This is a genomic window from Nitratidesulfovibrio sp. HK-II (assembly GCF_003402415.2).
In the GTDB taxonomy this organism is placed as follows: Bacteria; Desulfobacterota; Desulfovibrionia; order Desulfovibrionales; family Desulfovibrionaceae; genus Cupidesulfovibrio.
Window position 1 is genome coordinate 2,858,987 of record NZ_AP036014.1, and the last position, 18,399, is coordinate 2,877,385.

An 18,399-nucleotide genomic window follows, 5' to 3' on the forward strand; every position below is an offset into this window, starting at 1 on the left:
CCCGGAACGGGTTTCCGGCGATGCAGGATCGCCCCGTTTCCGGACCGGCCTGCGTGCCTATGACTGTGCGAACAAGCAGTTACATATCCCGGCGTCATCCTGTCGGCGACCTTGTGACGGTATGCGCATGCCATCAAAACGTCACTGAACCGCCCCCCGTTTTCGCGCGGGGCGGAGCTGCGCCCACGCAACGAGTGGCAATGACAACATTTGCTCCGACATGGTGGGCATGTGCGCGCTGTCCCAAGCAGGTGACGCGGTACGGTTGCATCGCCGCCCATGTCCGGCCGCAGTTCGGAGAACGGCGCGGCGGCCCACATGTGCAGGGTGGACAGGGTGGACGGGGTGGCCCGCCGCGTCCCTCCCGCCCCCTCCCCGCCTTCGGGCGCGCCCGCCCCACGGCCTTGCCACTTGCCGAACCGCACGTTTCGGGCTAGGTGGTACGCCACATCACCATCCCAACACAGGTTCCCCAATGCACGACACCAACGATTCCCCGGCCGGCCGCCCGGAACGGGATGCCGAGAGCCGTTCCGAACGCGCCCCCCGTTCCGAACGCCCCGACCGCCCCGCACGCTCCGACCGCCCCGCGCGTACCGATAAAGACGGGCAGTTCGCCCGTTCCCCCCGTTCCGGACAGGGCCGCCCCCCGTCCGGCCAGTCGCTGGTCGAATCCATCATGGACATCGACAAGGACATCATCCGCCTGCTGGCCAAGCGCGCCCGCCTCTTCCAGAAGGTGCGCGGCAGCCGCCGCCCCGGCGTGTCCTCCGCCCCCGCGCGCGACACCGTGGCCGAAAAGCAGCTGCGCGAGGCGTGGGAAGCCGCCGCCGCGCGCGTCAGCCGCGACCCGCGCTTCGTGCGCCAGTTGTTCGCCCTGCTCCAGGAAGTGGAAATCCAGGAACGCAGCCCCGAAGGCGAAGTGCGCCCCAGCTTCAACCTGGCCCCGCCGCGCCGCCCCGTCTCCATCAATATATATGGCCCGCTGGCGTCGCGCCCCACCCGGCTGTGGGTGGCGCTTGCCGCCGCCGCCGGGGCGGAGGCCACCCTTGAAGGTGCCATGCTGGGCGACCACCTGATCGACGCCGTGAAGGCGCTGAACCAGGCGGGTGCGCATCTCTCGTGGGAAGGCGACGCCATCGTGCGCAGCAAGGGCGGCGACCCGCTGGACTTCACCGACAAGGTCATCTACGCGGGCGACGATTCCCTGAATTTCCACCTGCTGGCCGCGCTGTCCCTTGGCGCCGTCGGCAAGGTCAAGTTCACCGGCGGCCCGGCCCTGAAGATGGCCGACACCACCGCCCTGCGCCAGTTCCTGCCGCAGCTTGGCGCGCGCCTGGCCCCCGTGGTGCCCAAGTCGTCCGGCCTGCCGGTGCGCCTGGAATGTTCCGGCGTGCTGCCCGACGAGGTGCGCATTCCGGCCGAACTGCCCGCCGACGCGCTGACCGCGCTGCTGCTGGCCGCCCCGTTCTGGAACGCCGCCATCACCCTGCACTGCGCCGCCCACCCCTCGGCTGGTGACTGCATCGCGGAAGTGCTGCCGCTGCTGCGCGCCTGCAAGGCCGACGTCGCCACGCTGGGCGAAACCGGCGACGCCGCCCTGTCGGTGCGCGTCACTCCTGTTCCGGCCGCCAAGCTGCGCCTGCCCAAGGCTACGGCCATGGGCATCGACCCGCTGGTGGCCGCCGTGGTGCTGGCCATGCCCGCCTTCACCGGCGGCGAGGCCCGCCTTTCCGGCACGTGGGACGCCACGCAGCCCCACGCCGCCCAGGTGCTGGACCTGCTGCGTGCCTCCGGGCTCAACGTCACCGTCGACGCCAAGGGCGTGGCCGCCAAGCCGCTGACCAAGCCTTCGGTGCACGGCGCGCCCGCGCCCACCGCCCCGCTGGACGCATCCACCCTGCCCTTGGACTACGCCCCGCTGGCGCTGGCCCTTGCCGCCGCCACTGCGCGCGCGGCCAAGGTGGAAGCCGTGCCCGCCCCGCGCATGCCCGAAGGGCTGGACGCCGTGACGGTGGAAAGCTTTGTCGCGCAACTGGGCTTTTCGCTGGCCCCCATCGCGGAAGACGCGGAAAGCACGCAGGACCCGGGCCAGCCCATGCTGCGCGCCGTGGTGCCCGCCGGTTCCCGCGCCCCGGCCAACGGCGCGCCGTGGGCCAGCCCCACCGTGCACTGGACGTTCGGCCTGGCGCTGGGCGCGCTGCTGCGCCCCGGCTTGCACCTGTCCAACCCCGGCAACGTGACCGAGCTGATGCCGGGCTTCTGGGCGCTGTACAACGGCCTGCCCTCGCCCGAAAACGCCCCGCGCAAGCCCCAGGAGCAGAAGAATGAAGGCGCCAAGCCTGCTCGACGACGCATCATTGCCGAATAGCATCCCCGAGTTGGAGGCCCAGATGGCCCTGCTCGAAGAGGAACGCCGCGCCTGCGAGGCCGACGTGCGCCGCCTGTGCGAGACGGAGCGCCCCGACGAGGGCATCTGCTTCGCGCAGGAAATCCACCAGGCGCGCCAGCGCAAGCTGCAACTGGAAGTGCAGAAGGAGTTGCGGCGGGTGCGCATCAACCGCCTGCGGCTGGACGCGAATTCGGTTTTCTAGTTCATGACATGCCGGGGGAGGCCGACGCGCGTTGCGTCGCCTCCCCCGCGCCGTTTCCCGACCCTCCGCGCGCCACGCGCACGGAATCGCCCGCAGCATCGATCAACCGCCGAGGTCATCATCATGTCGCTCATCTCCCAGCAGATTTCCGGGTACCTTGAACGTTCGTCGTGGATTCGCAAGATGTTCGAGGCGGGCATAGCCCTCAAGCAGCAGTACGGCGAAGAGGCCGTGTGCGACTTCAGCCTGGGCAACCCCGACCTGCCCGCCCCGCCCGCCGTGGGCCAGGCCCTGCGCGAACTGGCCGACCACGCGGGCGAGCCCTTCGCCTTCGGGTACATGCCCAACGGCGGCTACCCATGGGCGCGCGCCAAGCTGGCCGCGCATCTTTCGCGGGAACAGGGCGTGGACCTGACCGCCGACGACGTGGTGCTCACCTGCGGCGCGGCGGGCGGGCTGAACGCCTTCCTGCGCGCGGTGCTGGAACCCGGCGACGAGGTGCTGTCCGTTGCGCCGTTTTTCGTGGAATACGGCTTCTACGTGGCCAACCACGGCGGCGCTTTCCGCACCGTGCCCTCGAAGCCCGACACCTTCGCGCTGGACGTGGCCGCCATAGAGGCCGCCATCGGGCCGAAGACGCGCGCGCTCATCGTCAATTCGCCCAACAACCCCACCGGGGTCATCTACAACCGGGCGGAACTGACCGAACTGGCGGCGGCGCTGGGCCGCGCATCGCAAAAGCACGGGCGGCCCATCTTCCTGATCTCGGACGAGCCGTACCGCTTCCTGTCCTACGACGGCGACGAGGTGCCCTCGCTGCTGCCCCTGTACCAGCACTCGGTGGTTATCAGCTCGTTCTCCAAGAACCTTTCGCTGGCGGGCGAGCGGCTGGGCTACATCGCCCTTTCGCCGCTGATGGAAGGCCGCGCCATACTGATGGGCGCGCTGCTGCTGACCAACCGCATCCTCGGCTTCGTGAACCCGCCCGCCGTGGGCCAGCACCTGATGGCGAAAGCGCTGGGCTCGCAGGTGGACGCGGGCATCTACGCCCGCCGCCGCGACCTCATGGCGCGCATCCTGCGCGACGCGGGGTACGAATTCCAGATGCCCGCCGGGGCGTTCTACTTCTTCCCCAAGGCCCCCGGCGGCGACGACGTGAAATTCGTCAACCGGCTGATGGAAGAGAAGGTGCTGGCCGTGCCCGGTTCCGGCTTCGGCGGTCCGGGGCATTTCCGGCTGACCTTCTGCGTGGGCGAGGATGTGATTGCGAGGTCGGAGGAAGGGTTCAGAAGGGCCATCAAGGGGTAGCGGCTGACGCCGCGAAGATTCAGATTCAGAGTAAGAGCAAGAAAAGAGAGGCCGTATCCTGATGGGTGCAGCCTCTCTTTATTGTTGTTGGCGGGTGGGGATGGGGGCGTGGTGCGCGGTTGCACCCGGCTTCTACGAAGACAGTTCTGCCCCTTTGCCCACGCTCGATTTCGTTATGACTCCGACGGGCAAGGGGCCATTGAACGATGGCCCCTTGCATCCCCGCGTTCCAGGGGGCTTCGCCTCCCCTGGACCCCCGGCACATCCTGCGCCGCATTCTTGCGCCGGGCAGCTTCCCTGCGGCGCTGGCGCGCCTCGGGCGATCTGCCCGGCTGAATGCGCATGCGCACGCAACTCCCGTTGCCACTACCGCACTAGGGCACCTTTACCTCCGCCCCCGTTGCGACGCATGTGCCGCCGCCAAAGCCCGGCGTCACACGCTTCTACGCACATCACGCCCGCCGTTGTCCGTCTGGCGCTACACCAAACGACAGATCAAGCTTCATTGGGGCGTTCATACCAACCTATCGTCGATGCGCATCCTGATCAGACACATACCGCCCGCTCAAAATTACTCGCACCGCACCCCTTCCCTTGTCCTCAAGCGCACCACAAACCAACCGACGGAACAGGTACAACTCACACTGTTGCCCAAGGCTGCGAGAGATTGGCGCACATCGCATTCCGCCGGGCAGATCACCCGAAGGCGCCTTGGCCGAGGGTAGCTGCCCGGCGAGGAATGCGGTGCAGGATGCCCGCTGATAAAGGCACCCTCGCTTGGCCGGGCCAGCGGGAGCACAGCGCGCATTGGCGTTCCCGGCGGCAGATCGCCCGAAGGCGCACAGCGCCGGAGGGAAGCTGCCGTCGAAGGAACGCCGCGCAGGATACGTCGGGGCTTCAGGGTGCAGCGCCCCCTGAAGCGCGGGGATGCAAGGGGCCATCGCTTAATGGCCCCTTGCCCGCCGGAGGCATAACGAAATCGAGCGTAATCAACCGCGCTCAACGGCCTTCGTAGAAACCGCATCCAATCGCGCACAACACTTCCCATTCCCCTTCCCCCCTGCCCCTTCCCCTCCCTTCCCACCACCCACATCCTTGACTTCCCCCCCAAACCCATGTACCGAACCTCCTCTTACGATATTTGCCGGACGGGGTATTCATGTTCGATAGTCTCTCGGACAGGCTGACAGGAGTTTTCCGGAAATTCAGCGGCACGGGCCGCCTCGACGAAGCCAACATCCAGGATGGCCTTCGCGAGGTGCGTCTGGCGCTGCTGGAAGCCGACGTCAACTTCAAGGTCGTCCGCGACTTCATCGAACGGGTGCGCGAACGCTGCCTTGGCCAGGACGTGCTGAAAAGCCTTACCCCTGCCCAGCAGGTGGTGAAGATCGTCCACGACGAACTGGTCGAACTGCTGGGCGGCGGCACAACCCAGCTCGACCTGCGCGGCAAGCAGCCCTACGTCATCATGATGGTGGGCCTGCAGGGCTCGGGCAAGACGACCTCGTCGGCCAAGCTCGCCAACCTGCTGCGCAAGCAGAAGATGCGCCCGTACCTGGCCCCCGCCGACGTGTACCGACCGGCGGCCATCGACCAGTTGCACACGCTGGCCAAGCAGCTCGACATCCCGGCCTATCCCTCGGCCCCCGGCATGAACCCGGTGGACATCGCCGCGGCCGCCGTGGAAGACGCGCGCGAAAAGCAGTGCAACGTGGTCATCGTGGACACCGCGGGCCGTCTGCACATCGACGAAACCCTGATGCAGGAGCTGGTCTCCATCAAGGGCCGCGTCGAGCCGCAAGAAATTCTGTTCGTGGCCGACGCCATGACCGGCCAGGACGCGGTGACGGTTGCCGAATCGTTCAACGCCGCGCTCGACATTTCCGGCGTCGTGCTCACCAAGATGGATGGCGACGCCCGCGGCGGCGCGGCCCTGTCCATCCGCTCGGTCACCGGCAAGCCGGTGAAATTCGTGGGCATGGGCGAGAAGCTCTCGGACATCGAGGTCTTCCACCCCGACCGCGTGGCGGGCCGCATTCTCGGCATGGGCGACGTGATGACGCTCATCGAGAAGGCGCAGTCCACCATCAAGGCCGAAGAAGCCGAGGAACTGGGCCGCAAGTTCCAGAAGGCGGAATTCGACCTGGAGGACTTCCGCACCCAGATGCGCCGACTGAAAAAACTCGGTTCGCTGGAAGGCATCCTGAAGCTGATTCCCGGCATGGGCGCGCTGCGCGAAAAGCTGGGCGAGATGAACGTGCCGGAAAAGGAAATGGGCCGGGTAGAGGCCATCATCAACTCCATGACCATGCAGGAGCGCCGCAACCCCAAGGTGCTCAACGGCAGCCGCCGTCAGCGCATCGCCATGGGTTCCGGCACCACCGTGCAGGACGTGAATCAGCTGATCAAGAATTTCGAGCAGATGCGCGAGATGATGAAAAAGGTCATGGGCGGGGGCAAACCCGCGCAGGCCGGAAAGATGCCGCGCATGCCCAAGCTGCCCGGAATGGGCGGCATGGGCGGCCTTGGGGGAATGGGTGGACTGGGCGGCATGGGCGGACTCGGCGGCATGCCGGGAATGCCGGGCATGCCCGGCGCTGAAGGCGGCGACGCCGCACCCGGCGGGCCGGGTTCCCTTTCCAAGACCGCGCTCAAGAAAAAGAAGCAGCTGCGCAAGCAGCAACGCAACAAGAGCAAGAAGCGCTGAGGACGAAAAGTTGCCGCGTGGGAATTCTCGCCCACTTGCGCTTTTCCCGAGATACCATACTATACACAGACTAGTTGGAGACCAAACCATGTCCGTGAAGCTGAGACTCGCCCGCATGGGCAACAAGAAGCGTGCCTTCTACCGGATCGTCGCCGTCAACAGCGCTGCTCGCCGCGACGGCCGTCCGCTGGAATTCCTGGGCTTCTACAACCCCATGGTGAACCCTGCTGAAGTGAAGATCGACACCGCAAAGGTGCAGAAGTGGCTGGACCAGGGCGCCGAGCCCACCGACACCGTCCGCGCCCTGCTCAAGAAGCAGGCCGGGTAGTTCGGCGCCGGTAACCCGGCACCCGTCACCGAGGCGCCTCGCCGGAAGCTGTAATCCTGCGGAACATCCTGTGGAGGTGGCCATGCTGAAGGAACTGGTCGAATACATCGCGAGATCCCTCGTCGACAAGCCGGAAGACGTGCATGTGACAGAGGTCGAGGGCGAACAGACGTCCGTTCTCGAATTGAAGGTAGCGAAGGAAGACCTCGGCAAGGTCATCGGCAAGCAGGGCCGCACGGCGCGCGCCATGCGCACCATACTGGGCGCGGCTTCCACCAAGGCGCGCAAGCGTTCCGTGCTCGAAATCCTCGAGTAGCCGCCTGCATCGGCGCGCCATGGTGCGCCGATGTGCTCCGTTGCGCAGCGGACACGCGACAGCAGCCTCCCATTGAAACGACTAGCCCGGACGCGCAAGCCGAAGGGCTCTTGTCGCTTGGGCGGCCGTAACCCGCGCGGGCCGCATCACCTGTCACCCCTCTCATCATGCACGGGTCCACATGAGCGACGACACCTACATCGAAATCGGCCTCGTCGGCAGGCCACACGGCCTGCGCGGCGAAGTGGGCGTGGATTTCTGGGCCGATTCGCCCGACCTTCTGCGCGGCACGCTGTGGCTGCGCCCCGGACGCGGCGCGCCCCGCCCCCACACGGTGGCGGCGGTGCGGCGGCACCAGGGCCGCCCGCTGGTGCTGTTCGAGGGCATCGCCGACCGCAGCGCGGCGGAAACGCTGCGCGGCATGCACGTGCTGGTGCCCAAGGACCGCCTGCCCGCCCCCGACGAGGACGAGGTGTACCTGCACGAGCTGCTCGGTCTGCGTGTGGTGCTGCACGACACGGACGCACCGCTCGGCACCCTCGACGACGTGCAGATGCCCGGCGGCCAGGAGGTGTGGTCCATCCGCACCCCGGACGGCAAGGAAGTGCTGCTGCCCGCCGTGGAAGAATTCGTGGCGTCCATCGACCTGGACGCGGGCGAGGTGCGCATCACCCCGCCGCCGGGGCTGATCGAACTGTACCTTGAGGCTCCGACCAAGTCGGCGGCTGGCGAATCCGAAGAGCCCGCGGAACCGCGCGCCGACGGGTAGCCCTTGCCCCTTGGTTCCGGAGGCCAACGCTCTCGCGGCCTCACCGACCCCAACGGCCCGGCACATCGTCGCCCGCCCTTCTTCATACGCCATCGGCCTGCGCGCCGCACACCCTTTCACCCAGCCGGTCGCGGCGCGCCGCCATGCACTTCACCCTCGTCACCCTGTTCCCGGAATTCTTCGACTCGCCCCTGTCCGCCGGGCTCATGGCCAAGGCGCGCGAGTCGGGCACCGTGAACTTTTCGTTCCGCAACCCGCGCGACGCCACCACCGACCGCCACCGCACCGTGGACGACCGCCCCTACGGCGGCGGCCCCGGCATGGTCATGCTGCCGGAACCGCTGGCCGCCACCCTGCGCGCAGCCCAGGAACAGGCACCCCTTGGCCGCATCCTGATGATGGCCCCGCGCGGCCGCCGCTTCACCCAGCAGATGGCCCGCGAACTGGCGCGCGAAGAGCGCGTGACCATCCTGTGCGGCCGCTACGAGGGGTTCGACGCCCGCATCGAGGAACTGTTCGCCATCGAGCCGGTGTGCGTGGGCGACTTTGTGCTCAACGGCGGCGAGACGGCGGCGCTGAACGTCATCGAGGCCGTGGCGCGCCTGGTGCCCGGCTTCATGGGCAAGGAGGAGTCGGGCGAGGACGAGAGCTTTTCCGACGGGCTGCTGGAATACCCCCACTACACCCGGCCGGAAGTGTTCGAGGGCCTGCCCGTGCCCGAGGTGCTGCGCTCGGGCGACCACGGACGCATCGCCGCGTGGCGGCGCGAACAGTCGCTGGCGGCCACCCTGCGCCTGCGGCCCGAGCTTCTGCCGGATGCCCCGCTGACCGAAACCGACATGTCCTTCCTGCGCCGCCAGGCGGCGGAGACGGTGGAACGGCCCGGCCGCAACCTGCATTGCGCACTGGTGCACTACCCCGTCCTGAACAAGGAAAAAAAATCGGTGGCGGTGTCTTTGACAAACCTCGACATACACGATATAGGCCGCTGTTCCTGCACGTATGGTCTCGGCGGGTATTACATCGTAACCCCCATCGAAGATCAACGGCGACTGCTCGACGGCATTCTCCGGCACTGGACGGAGGGTCCGGGCCTTGCGGCAAACCCCGACAGGGGCGAGGCGCTGGGGCTGGTGCGCGGCGTCGATACGGTGCAGGACGCGGTGGACGACATCACCCGCCGCACGGGCCAGCGCCCCCTGGTTATCGCAACCAGCGCGCGCGGCGCGGGCGACATGACCATGGGTCAGGTGCGATCGGCCCTCGCGCAACGCCCGGTGCTGCTGCTTTTCGGCACGGGGCACGGCCTGTCGCCACATCTCGTGGCGGCGTGCGACGGCACCATGCGGCCCGTCCGCTGGATGGACGGGTACAACCACCTTTCGGTGCGTACCGCCGCCGCCATCATCATGGACAGGATTCTCGGCGACTGCTATTAGGCGGAACCGACGAACCCACGATAGCGAAAAACTCCGGTCCAAGGGAGACACGAGCATGAATATCATCAAGAAAATCGAAGGCGAACACCTGCGTTTCGACCTGCCCAAGTTCAAGTCGGGCGACAACGTGAAGGTGCACCTGCGCATCGTGGAAGGCGAAAAGGAACGCATCCAGGTGTTCCAGGGCAACGTCATCCGCATCCACCGCGGCACCACCGGCGGCACGTTCACCGTGCGCAAGGTGTCCGACGGCGTGGGCGTGGAACGCGTGTTCCCCCTGCACTCCCCCTTCATCGACCGCGTCGAGCTGGTGACCGAAGGCCGCGTCCGCCGCAGCCGCCTGTACTACCTGCGCGACCTGAAGGGTAAGGCTGCCCGCATCAAGCCCAAGAACCGCTTCTAGGCCAGACCGCTTCATGCGAGGGGGGTCCGGCATGCCGGTCCCCCCTTTTTTCGTTGGCGCGGCGGAACTCCCCGCCGCCCTCACTGCCTCGTATTCGGCCCGTTCCACCTGTACCGCATCCGCAGGAGGCCGCATGTCACCGCCCGCCCGCCGCGCCAGCGCCCCCCGCGCGCGCACTTCGCGCGGGGCGTCCGGCATGCGCCAGACCCTGCTGGCGGATGTGGCGCCGGTGCACCCCGCCGTCCCCTACATAGGGATCGACGAGGCCGGGCGCGGCTGCCTTGCCGGACCGGTGGTGGCCGCCGCCGTCATCCTGCCCCCCCACGCCGACGCGGCCGCCCTGGCCGCCCTGCTGCCCGCCCTTGCCGGGCTGACCGATTCCAAAAAGCTCACCGCCGCGAAACGCGAGGCCCTGGCCCCGCGCATCCGCGAACATGCCGTGGCCTGGGGCCTGGGCGTGGTCTGGCCGCGCGACATAGAGCGCATCAACATCTTGCAGGCCACCTTCCACGCCATGTGGCGCGCCGTGCGCGCCCTTCGACCCGGCGGGGCCGCCGCCGGTTTCGACCTGGCGCAGCGGCCGTTGCTCCCGCTGATCATTGACGGCGACAAGACCATCCCCGCCGCAGTGTTCGCGGGGCAGGCCCCATGCCCTGCCCGTGCAGCTCCCCCGGCCCCCGCGTGCCCCGCGCCCGCGCAACGCGCCGTGATCGGCGGCGACGCGCTGATCCCTGCCGTGTCCGCCGCGTCCATCCTTGCAAAGACATTCCGCGACCGGCTCATGGTCGCCCTGGACCAGCGCTTTCCCGGCTACGGCCTTGCCCTGCACAAGGGCTACGGCACGGCGGAGCACATGGCTGCCATCGCCGATCTTGGTCCCTGCCCGCAGCACCGGGCCACCTTTCGCGGGGTGCGCCCGGAAGCCGGGCAAACCCAGGGATCGCTGCTATGACCCCGCCCCCGTCCCGTTCCGTCCCGGCTGCGCCATCCGCCACCGCCACTGCCGCCGACAATGCAGCCATTGGCGCTCGGGGCGAGGAGGCGGCGGCCCGCCTGCTGGCCGAACGCGGCCTGCGGGTGCTGGCCCGCAACTGGCGGCACGGCGGCCTTGAACTGGACATCGTCTGCGACGACCGGGGCACGTTGGTCTTCGTGGAAGTGAAGACCCGCGCCGCCAACGGCCCCGCCCGGCCCGACGAGGCGCTGACCCCGGCCAAGCGCGGCAAGCTGGTGCGCGCCGCCCGGCAGTATCTGGCCGCCCACGACGCCTGGGACAAGGCGTGCCGTTTCGACCTCGTGTGCGTGGTGCACGACGGGGCAACCCTGACGCTGGAGCACTACCCCCATGCCTTCGACCTCACCGCGTCTCTGGGTGGTGGCGACCCCGCTTGGCAACCCTGGTGACCTTTCCCCCCGCGCCCGCGAAGTGCTGACCGAAGCCGCGCTGGTGCTGGCCGAGGACACCCGGCGCGCCGGGCAGCTGTTTGCCCGGTGCGGCATGACCGCCCAGCGATTCATGAGCTTTCACGACCACAACGAGGAAGAGCGCCTGCCGCGCATCCTCGACGAACTGCGCGCCGGGGCGCGCATCGCCCTCATTTCCGACGCGGGCATGCCGCTCATGGCCGACCCCGGCTTCCGGCTGGTGCGCGCCTGCCGGGCAGAGGGCATCGACGTTTCCGTGCTGCCCGGCCCCTCGGCCCCGGTCACGGCGCTGGCGGGCAGCGGCATCGCCCCGCAGCCGTTCACCTTTCTGGGCTTTCCGCCGCGCAAGCGGTCGGACGTGGAAAAACTGTTCTCGGAATACGCCGCCGTGCGCACCACCCTGGTCTTTTTCGAACGCAAGGACAGGCTGGCCGATACGCTGGACGCCGCCTACGCCGCGCTGGGTCCGCGCGAGTGCTGTATCGCGCGGGAATTGACCAAGCCCCACGAGGAGTTTATCCTTCTACGGTTGGAAAACAGGGCGCAGCTGAACCGCGAATTGCTTGGAGAAATCACGGTAGTCATTGGTCCGCCGGAATCCGTGACCGCCACCCCGCGCGACGAGGTGCTGGCCCTGCTGGCAGCCGAGGCGAAAGCCGCCCCCGGCGAGAAGCCGCGCGAACTGGCCCGGCGTGCCCACGAGGCCACCCGGGGCTGGACGGTGAAGGACATCTACAAGCTGCTGCAAGACGCACGCTGACGCCCGCACGCGGCCCCGGCCTTTGACAGCGCACACCGGCCCCGAACACGACACGCGACAACCCGACAACGCGACTGCGCCACTGCGCGACAGCGGCCTTGCCACGGTGCCCCATGCCCACGCCCGCATCCGCCATGCCCGACGCCAAGACACTGCTGCTGTGCTTTCTGCGGTCGTATCTCATCGGCGCGGCGTTCAACACGCGGGGGCACCAGAACATCGGCATCGTGTTCGCCATGGAGCCGGGCCTTGCCGCCATCTACCCGGACCCGCGCGCCCGGCGCGAGGCGCGCAAGCGCTACCTGCGGCACTTCAACACCCACCCGTTCTGGGCGCCGCTGCTGGTGGGCACGTTCCTTTCGCTGGAGGCGCGCATCGCGCGCGGCACCTTTCCGGCGGACGTGCTGCGCGGCCTGAAGGACACCACCGTGTACACCCTGTCGGCCATCGGCGATTCGGTGTTCGGCGGCAGCATGCTGGTGTTCTGGTCGCTGACCACCTGCGCGCTGGTGGTTTCCGGCAACAACGGCGCGGCGTTTTTATGGAGCCTGATGCTGTTCGTCTCGCTGCAGGTATTCAAGCTGTTCACCTTCGCGGCGGGCCTGCGCGAAGGGCTGAAGGTGCTGCAACGGCTGAAGCAGTGGGACCTCATCAACTGGGGCGAAAAGCTGAAGCTGTGCAACGCCGTGGTGCTGGCGGGCCTGTTGTGGCTGATATGGCCGCACCACCAGCACGCGCCGCGCTGGACGCTGTCCGCGCTGCTGCTTCTGCTGGCCTCGTGGCTGGTCAGCCGTTTTCATGTTTCGCGCATCTTTCTGGTTGTCTGCGCCACTGCGGCGGCCTTCGCGCTGCCCTGGGCCGACGACTGGATGCCGTTGCCCTGGGGCTTCTAGCCCGCCACCTGCATCACGAACCATAGCTACGCCATAGCCGACAGGATACACGACGTGCTGGAACCCATCGAAGAGACGCAGGAAGGACTTACCGTGACGGTGTGCGTGGCCAACGACCAGGGCCTGCACGCCAGACCGGCCGCCCGCCTGGCCCAGGAGGCGCAGAAGTTCGGCGCGGAAATCTTTCTTGCCATGGACGGCATGGAAGTGGACGCCAAGAGCATTCTGGACATCCTGTCCCTGGCCGCCGCCAAGGGCACGTGCCTTACCCTGCGCGGCGTGGGCGCCGACGCGCGCCACGCGCTGGAGCACCTTTCCGCCTTGTTCCGCAACCGCTTTCGAGAGGAGTAGCCGGTGGCGCGCGAGATTCTGCAGGGCATAGCCGTTTCGGCGGGCGTTTCCATCGGCAAGGCGTTCTTCACCAACCGCCGCCGCAGAAGCGTCTCGTTCGAGATCATCCCGCCCGGCGCGGCCGATTCGGAAGTGGCCCGCCTGGAGCAGGCCGCTGCGGACGTGCGCGACGACCTGGCCCGCGCCCGCGACAACGTGCCCGCCGAACTGCGCGACCACGCCGCGATCATCAATTCGCACATGATGATCTGCCAGGACCCCAAGCTCATCCGCGCCGCCTCGCAACGCATCCGCGACCACCACATCTGCGCAGAATGGGCGCTGGACCAGGCCGTGGAAGCCATCGCCGCCGCCTTCTCGGCCATCGAAGACCCGTACATCCGCGAGCGCGTGCAGGACGTGCGCGCCGTGGCCGAACGCATCCAGGGCCGCCTGGTTGGCCGGCACAGCGAACCCCTGCGCACCCCGGACGAGCGCATCGTGCTCATGGCGCACGACCTGACCCCGGCCGACGCCATGGGCCTGCCCACGGTCAAGATCATGTCCTTCGCCACGGCCGAAGGCGGCAAGACCTCGCACACCGGCATCCTGGCGCGCAGCCTGCAAATCCCCGCCGTGGTCGGCGTCTCGGCGCTGGAAGAATCCGTGACCGACGGCGACCTGGTCATCGTGGACGCCCTGCGCGGCCTCATCGTGGTGGACCCGGACGAAGGCGAACTGGCCGACTACACCGACCTCAAGTACCAGTTCGAGAACTATCAGAAATCCATCCGCCGCCAGTCCACCCTGCCCGCGGAAACCCTGGACGGTTACCGCATCGACGTGCAGGCCAACATCGAACTGGTGGAAGAGGTGCCCCAGGTGCTGGACGGCGGCGGCGACGGCGTGGGCCTGTACCGCACCGAATACGCCTTCCTGAACCGCCGCACCTCGCCCACGGAAGAAGAGCTGTACGAAGAGTATTCCCAACTGGCCAGCCTGCTTTCGCCCCGGCGGGTGGTGTTCCGCACGCTGGACGTGGGCGCGGACAAGATGCTGTCCGAGCAGAGCCAGTTGGAAGAGCCCAACCCGGCCCTGGGGTTGCGGGCCATCCGCTTCTGCCTGCGCCATCAGGACGTGTTCCGGCGGCAATTGCGGGCCATCCTGCGGGCCAGCGCGCACGGCACCGCGTCGCTGCTGTTCCCCATGATCTCGGGCCTGCACGAACTGCGGCAGGCCAAGCACATCCTGAACGAGGTGCGCGCCGAACTGGACGCGGCGGGCCAGCCCTACGACCCGGACATGCCCGTGGGCATCATGGTGGAGCTGCCATCCGCCGTGCTGATTTCCGAGGCGCTGGCGCAGGAAGTGGACTTCTTCAGCATCGGCACCAACGACCTGATCCAGTATTCGCTGGGCATCGACCGGGGCAACAAGCACGTCTCGTACCTGTACCAGCCGCTGCACCCGGCCATCGTGCGGTCCATCAAGTACGTGGTCGATTCGGCCCACCGCATGGGCATATCGGTATGCGTGTGCGGCGAGGTGGCGTCCGACCCGTACTGCCTGCCCATCCTGCTGGGCATGCAGATCGACGCCATATCCATCGCCCCGCAGGCCATACCGGGCATCAAGCACATCCTGCGGCGCACCAACATGGAAGAGTGCAAGGAACTGCTGCGCGACGTGTTGAGCGCGTCAACCGTGTCGACCATCAACCGCATGGTGAAGGAAACGATCTACAATCGGTTCCCGGAAGAACTGACGTTCTTCTCGTCCATGCTGGACCAGGATGATTAGGGGCTGACGCCTTTCTCGCGGAGCGGGGCCGGATGGCGCGTAGCTCCAATGCGCACGCACCTACGAAGACACGCCAGCCCGGTAGACCACGCCCGATTTCGTTATGCCTCCGGCGGGCAAGGGGCCATTGAACGATGGCCCCTTGCATCCCCGCGTTTCAGGGGGCGCTGCCCCCTGAACCCCCGACGTTTCCTGCGCCGCATTCTTACGCCGGGCAGCTTCCCTGCGGCGCTGGCGCGCCTCGGGCGATCTGCCCGCCTGAATGCGTATGCGCGCAATGCTCTCGGTATCCCGGCATAGCTCCAGTGCCTTTATCTCCACTCTTCCTGCACCGCATTCCTTTCGCCGCCAGCTTCCCTACGGCGCAAAGCGCCTCCGGGTGATCTGGCGACGGGAATGCGATGTGCGCGAATCTCCCGCAGCCTTGACCTGCAGGGTACGTTGTGCTGCGCTTGCGAGTACGGGGGGGACGAAGGACGAATGGTTTGAAGTCATCAGTATGTGACCAAGAAAAAATGCGTGCCGGTGCTTGGTTGATATGAACACGCCATGGGGCTTGGTCTGCCGCTTGGAGTGAACGCCAGTAAAGACGGCAACGTGATGTGCGTAGAAGCTTGTGACGGCGGGCTTTGGCGGCGGCACATGCGTCGCAACGGGGGCATGGGTAAAGGCACCCTCGCGTGGTAGTGGCTACGGGAGCCTTGCGCGCATTGGCGTCACCGGCGGCAGATCGCCCGAAGGCGCCCCAGCGCCGAAGGGAAGCTGCCGCCGAAGGGACGCCGCGCAGGAAACGCTGGGGGTCCAGGACTTCAGCCGTTAGACGAGCGCAAAGCGCGAGTCTTACGGATGAAGATAGCAGAGCTGTGGCGAAGCCCCCCTGGAGCGCGGGGTTGCAAGGGGCCGCCGCTCAGCGGCCCCTTGCCCGCCGGAGGCATAACGAAATCGGGCGTATTCAGCAGGGCAGAACTGTCTTCGTAGAGGCCGCGCCCAGCGGGACTACGCGTCATCCTGCCCGTCGGAGACATAACGAAATCGAGCGTGTCCAACAGGGCAGGACTGACTTCGTAGAAGCCGGGTGCAATCGCGCACGACCTCGCCTTGTCTCTCCCTTCAGCGTAGCGCCCGCCCCCAACCCTTGCCATTCCCGCCGATTTCTGGTCTTGAAACCCCTTGCGCGCCATGTCACCGCACGGCAGGTGGCACACCCCCTCTCCACCCTTCCGCCACCGCCCGCCGGGGCTTCCCCCCATTTGCGCGCCACCAACCGTACGAACATTCCCCAAACATATGAGCAAGAAACCCTCTCCCGCCCTTATCGCCCAAAACAAAAAAGCCCGGCACCTCTACGAACTCGACGATTTCATGGAGGCGGGCCTTGTGCTGACCGGCTCGGAGGTCAAAAGCCTGCGCGCGGGCCACGTGAACTTCCGCGACAGCTACGTGGACTTCCGCAACGGCGAGGCGTTCCTGGTCGGCCTGCACATCGCCCCGTACGACAACGCGGGCTACGCCCAGCACGATCCCGACCGCGACCGCAAGCTGCTGCTGCACGCCAAGCAGATCAACACGCTGGCCCTGCGCGTGGCGCAAAAAGGCCTGACCGTGGTGCCGGTGAACCTGCACTTCAGCAAGGGCCGGGTGAAGGTGGAAATCGCCGTGGGTCGCGGCAAGAAGCTGCACGACCAGCGCGAGGACCTCAAGAAGCGCGCCGCCGACCGGGACACGGAGCGCGAACTGGCCCGGTTCTAGCCTGTCTCTGCAAACCGTCCGTTTTTTGGCGTTGGCGGCGCAGAACATCGCCCGCCAGCGCCAGAAATTCCGGTTTGCACCTGCACCGACGCTCTAAAATCAATCCCTCCCCTCGGCCACTTCCCAGCCAATCCCCAACCGCATCACCGCCGGGTATCCCCGTGTCCACCCAAGCCCCCCACCTTACCGCCGCGCAGGAACGCTCACTGCGGGACATCTTTCCCGGCGATTCGCTGCTGCTCGCGCCGGAACAGACCCTTATCTTCGCCACCGACGCGGGCCGCCGCATGGGCACGCCGCTGGCCGTGGTGCGCCCCAGGACAGAGGCGCAGGTGGTGGAACTGCTGCGCCTGGCGCAGCTGGAACACCTGCCCATCTACGCGCGGGGCCGCGCCTCCAACCAGGTGGGCGCGTGCGTGCCCGCCAAGCCCGGCATCGTGGTATCCCTGCTGCACATGAACCGCATCCTCGACATCGCGGACGACGACTTCGTGGCCGAGGTGGAACCGGGCGTGGTCACGGCAGACCTGCAACGCGCCGTGGAGGCGCGCGGCCTGTTCTACCCGCCGGACCCGGCCAGCATCGACATTTCCACCATCGGCGGCAACGTGGCCACCTGCGCGGGCGGCATGCGCGCCCTGAAGTACGGCGTCACCCGCGAATACGTGCTGGGCCTCACGGCGGTGCTGCCCGGCGGCAAGGTGCTGCGCACCGGCGGGCGCTGCCACAAGAACGTGGTGGGCCTGGACCTGACGCGCCTGTTCGTCGGGTCGGAAGGCACGCTGGGCATCGTCACCCGCATCGCGCTGAAGCTCCTGCCCCTGCCGCAGGCCACGGCCACCCTGCTGGCCGGGTTCGGCTCCATGGAGGCGGCCATGCACGGGGTGCGGCGCATCTTCCGCGCAGGCATCCTGCCGGTGGCGCTGGAATTTCTGAGCCCGGAAGTGCTGGACTGCGTGGCCCGCCGCCAGACGCCCCCGTGGCCCGACAACGTGCGCGGCGCGCTGCTGATCCGCCTGGACGGAAGCCGCGAATCGCTGCCGCTGGAAATCCGGCGCATGCACGACGCCCTGCACGTAACGGATGGAGCCCCCGGCAACGAACCGCCGGTGTGGTCCGCCCACGGCGTGGGCCACGCCGAAGAAGAACCCCTGTGGGCCATGCGGCGCGGCATCAGTCCGTCCACGTATCTGGTGCGGCCCAACAAGATCGGCGAGGACGTGGCCGTGCCGCGCGGCCGCCTGCTGGACGCGCTGACCGGCATCCGGGCCATCGCCGACGCGCATGACCTGCCCATCCTCACCTACGGACACGTGGGCGACGGCAACATCCACGTGAACATCATGTACGACGGGGCCGACCCTTCGGAAACCACCCGCGCCGACGCCGCCACGGTGGAAGTGATGCGCCTTGTCCGCTCCATGGATGGCACCCTTTCCGGCGAGCACGGCGTGGGCATGGCCAAGAAGGAATTCCTGCACCTGCAACTTTCGCCCCTGGAAACCGAACTGATGCGCCAGGTGAAGCATTCCTTCGACCCGCTGGGGATCATGAACCCGGACAAAGCATACTGACGCG

The 18,399-nt window shown here is 67.6% G+C and carries 17 protein-coding genes; all 17 read left to right on the plus strand.

Features of this window, described 5'->3' with window-relative positions; all coding sequences use genetic code 11:
- Positions 1 to 475: 475 nt before the first annotated feature.
- Positions 476 to 2,371 (plus strand): chorismate mutase, encoded by a 1,896-nt coding sequence (locus RVX_RS11940; RefSeq protein ID WP_116306040.1) that lies wholly within the window; start codon positions 476 to 478, stop codon positions 2,369 to 2,371.
- On the plus strand, positions 2,328 to 2,594 hold the full coding sequence (locus RVX_RS11945; protein WP_116306041.1) for a hypothetical protein: 267 nt from the start codon (positions 2,328 to 2,330) through the stop codon (positions 2,592 to 2,594). The genes RVX_RS11940 and RVX_RS11945 overlap by 44 nt, the downstream gene beginning before the upstream one ends.
- A 123-nt stretch (positions 2,595 to 2,717) precedes the next feature.
- Positions 2,718 to 3,902, plus strand: a complete 1,185-nt coding sequence (locus tag RVX_RS11950; RefSeq protein WP_116306042.1) for a pyridoxal phosphate-dependent aminotransferase — start codon at positions 2,718 to 2,720, stop codon at positions 3,900 to 3,902.
- A 1,159-nt stretch (positions 3,903 to 5,061) separates the two neighbouring features.
- Entirely contained in the window at positions 5,062 to 6,609 is a 1,548-nt protein-coding gene (gene ffh, locus RVX_RS11955; RefSeq protein WP_116306043.1) for a signal recognition particle protein, read from the plus strand.
- 88 nt (positions 6,610 to 6,697) lie between these two features.
- Complete coding sequence (rpsP, locus tag RVX_RS11960; protein WP_035068560.1) at positions 6,698 to 6,937, plus strand: 30S ribosomal protein S16; 240 nt, start codon at positions 6,698 to 6,700, stop codon at positions 6,935 to 6,937.
- Positions 6,938 to 7,019: 82 nt separating this feature from the next.
- On the plus strand, positions 7,020 to 7,253 hold the full coding sequence (locus RVX_RS11965) for a KH domain-containing protein (RefSeq protein WP_007527145.1): 234 nt from the start codon (positions 7,020 to 7,022) through the stop codon (positions 7,251 to 7,253).
- 181 nt (positions 7,254 to 7,434) lie between these two features.
- A complete protein-coding gene (rimM, locus tag RVX_RS11970; protein WP_116306044.1) occupies positions 7,435 to 8,022 on the plus strand; it encodes a ribosome maturation factor RimM in 588 nt (195 codons plus the stop codon).
- A gap of 143 nt (positions 8,023 to 8,165) precedes the next feature.
- Positions 8,166 to 9,461 (plus strand): tRNA (guanosine(37)-N1)-methyltransferase TrmD, encoded by a 1,296-nt coding sequence (trmD, locus tag RVX_RS11975; protein WP_116306045.1) that lies wholly within the window; start codon positions 8,166 to 8,168, stop codon positions 9,459 to 9,461.
- 55 nt (positions 9,462 to 9,516) lie between these two features.
- The gene (gene rplS / locus RVX_RS11980) at positions 9,517 to 9,864 is read left to right on the plus strand and encodes a 50S ribosomal protein L19 (RefSeq protein ID WP_116306046.1); all 348 of its coding nucleotides are present in this window, start codon (positions 9,517 to 9,519) and stop codon (positions 9,862 to 9,864) included.
- A 196-nt stretch (positions 9,865 to 10,060) separates the two neighbouring features.
- Positions 10,061 to 10,816, plus strand: coding sequence for a ribonuclease HII (locus RVX_RS11985; RefSeq protein WP_116306578.1), 756 nt, complete (start codon positions 10,061 to 10,063; stop codon positions 10,814 to 10,816).
- Positions 10,813 to 11,268 (plus strand): YraN family protein, encoded by a 456-nt coding sequence (locus tag RVX_RS11990; RefSeq protein WP_116306047.1) that lies wholly within the window; start codon positions 10,813 to 10,815, stop codon positions 11,266 to 11,268. The genes RVX_RS11985 and RVX_RS11990 overlap by 4 nt, the downstream gene beginning before the upstream one ends.
- Complete coding sequence (gene rsmI / locus RVX_RS11995; RefSeq protein ID WP_116306048.1) at positions 11,210 to 12,049, plus strand: 16S rRNA (cytidine(1402)-2'-O)-methyltransferase; 840 nt, start codon at positions 11,210 to 11,212, stop codon at positions 12,047 to 12,049. Before RVX_RS11990 ends, rsmI begins: the two co-directional genes overlap by 59 nt.
- 113 nt (positions 12,050 to 12,162) lie before the next feature.
- A complete protein-coding gene (locus tag RVX_RS12000) occupies positions 12,163 to 12,942 on the plus strand; it encodes a PTS system mannose/fructose/sorbose family transporter subunit IID (RefSeq protein ID WP_116306049.1) in 780 nt (259 codons plus the stop codon).
- 54 nt (positions 12,943 to 12,996) lie between these two features.
- On the plus strand, positions 12,997 to 13,293 hold the full coding sequence (locus RVX_RS12005; protein WP_116306050.1) for an HPr family phosphocarrier protein: 297 nt from the start codon (positions 12,997 to 12,999) through the stop codon (positions 13,291 to 13,293).
- 3 nt (positions 13,294 to 13,296) lie between these two features.
- Positions 13,297 to 15,072 (plus strand): phosphoenolpyruvate--protein phosphotransferase, encoded by a 1,776-nt coding sequence (gene ptsP, locus RVX_RS12010; RefSeq protein ID WP_116306051.1) that lies wholly within the window; start codon positions 13,297 to 13,299, stop codon positions 15,070 to 15,072.
- A gap of 1,287 nt (positions 15,073 to 16,359) precedes the next feature.
- Entirely contained in the window at positions 16,360 to 16,821 is a 462-nt protein-coding gene (gene smpB / locus RVX_RS12015; protein WP_007527135.1) for an SsrA-binding protein SmpB, read from the plus strand.
- Positions 16,822 to 16,982: 161 nt separating this feature from the next.
- Positions 16,983 to 18,395 (plus strand): FAD-binding oxidoreductase, encoded by a 1,413-nt coding sequence (locus RVX_RS12020; protein ID WP_116306052.1) that lies wholly within the window; start codon positions 16,983 to 16,985, stop codon positions 18,393 to 18,395.
- The last annotated feature ends 4 nt before the right edge of the window (positions 18,396 to 18,399 follow it).

Bases quoted from the DNA above. Each gene is read 5' to 3' on its own strand.
- RVX_RS11985 (WP_116306578.1), top strand. From the start codon at position 10,061: ATGCGCCAGACCCTGCTGGCGGATGTGGCGCCGGTGCACCCCGCCGTC.
- rpsP (WP_035068560.1), top strand. From the start codon at position 6,698: ATGTCCGTGAAGCTGAGACTCGCCCGCATGGGCAACAAGAAGCGTGCC.
- rimM (WP_116306044.1), top strand. From the start codon at position 7,435: ATGAGCGACGACACCTACATCGAAATCGGCCTCGTCGGCAGGCCACAC.
- RVX_RS12000 (WP_116306049.1), top strand. From the start codon at position 12,163: ATGCCCACGCCCGCATCCGCCATGCCCGACGCCAAGACACTGCTGCTG.
- RVX_RS11965 (WP_007527145.1), top strand. From the start codon at position 7,020: ATGCTGAAGGAACTGGTCGAATACATCGCGAGATCCCTCGTCGACAAG.
- RVX_RS11950 (WP_116306042.1), top strand. From the start codon at position 2,718: ATGTCGCTCATCTCCCAGCAGATTTCCGGGTACCTTGAACGTTCGTCG.
- smpB (WP_007527135.1), top strand. From the start codon at position 16,360: ATGAGCAAGAAACCCTCTCCCGCCCTTATCGCCCAAAACAAAAAAGCC.
- rsmI (WP_116306048.1), top strand. From the start codon at position 11,210: ATGCCTTCGACCTCACCGCGTCTCTGGGTGGTGGCGACCCCGCTTGGC.
- RVX_RS11990 (WP_116306047.1), top strand. From the start codon at position 10,813: ATGACCCCGCCCCCGTCCCGTTCCGTCCCGGCTGCGCCATCCGCCACC.
- RVX_RS11945 (WP_116306041.1), top strand. From the start codon at position 2,328: ATGAAGGCGCCAAGCCTGCTCGACGACGCATCATTGCCGAATAGCATC.
- ffh (WP_116306043.1), top strand. From the start codon at position 5,062: ATGTTCGATAGTCTCTCGGACAGGCTGACAGGAGTTTTCCGGAAATTC.
- RVX_RS11940 (WP_116306040.1), top strand. From the start codon at position 476: ATGCACGACACCAACGATTCCCCGGCCGGCCGCCCGGAACGGGATGCC.
- rplS (WP_116306046.1), top strand. From the start codon at position 9,517: ATGAATATCATCAAGAAAATCGAAGGCGAACACCTGCGTTTCGACCTG.
- trmD (WP_116306045.1), top strand. From the start codon at position 8,166: ATGCACTTCACCCTCGTCACCCTGTTCCCGGAATTCTTCGACTCGCCC.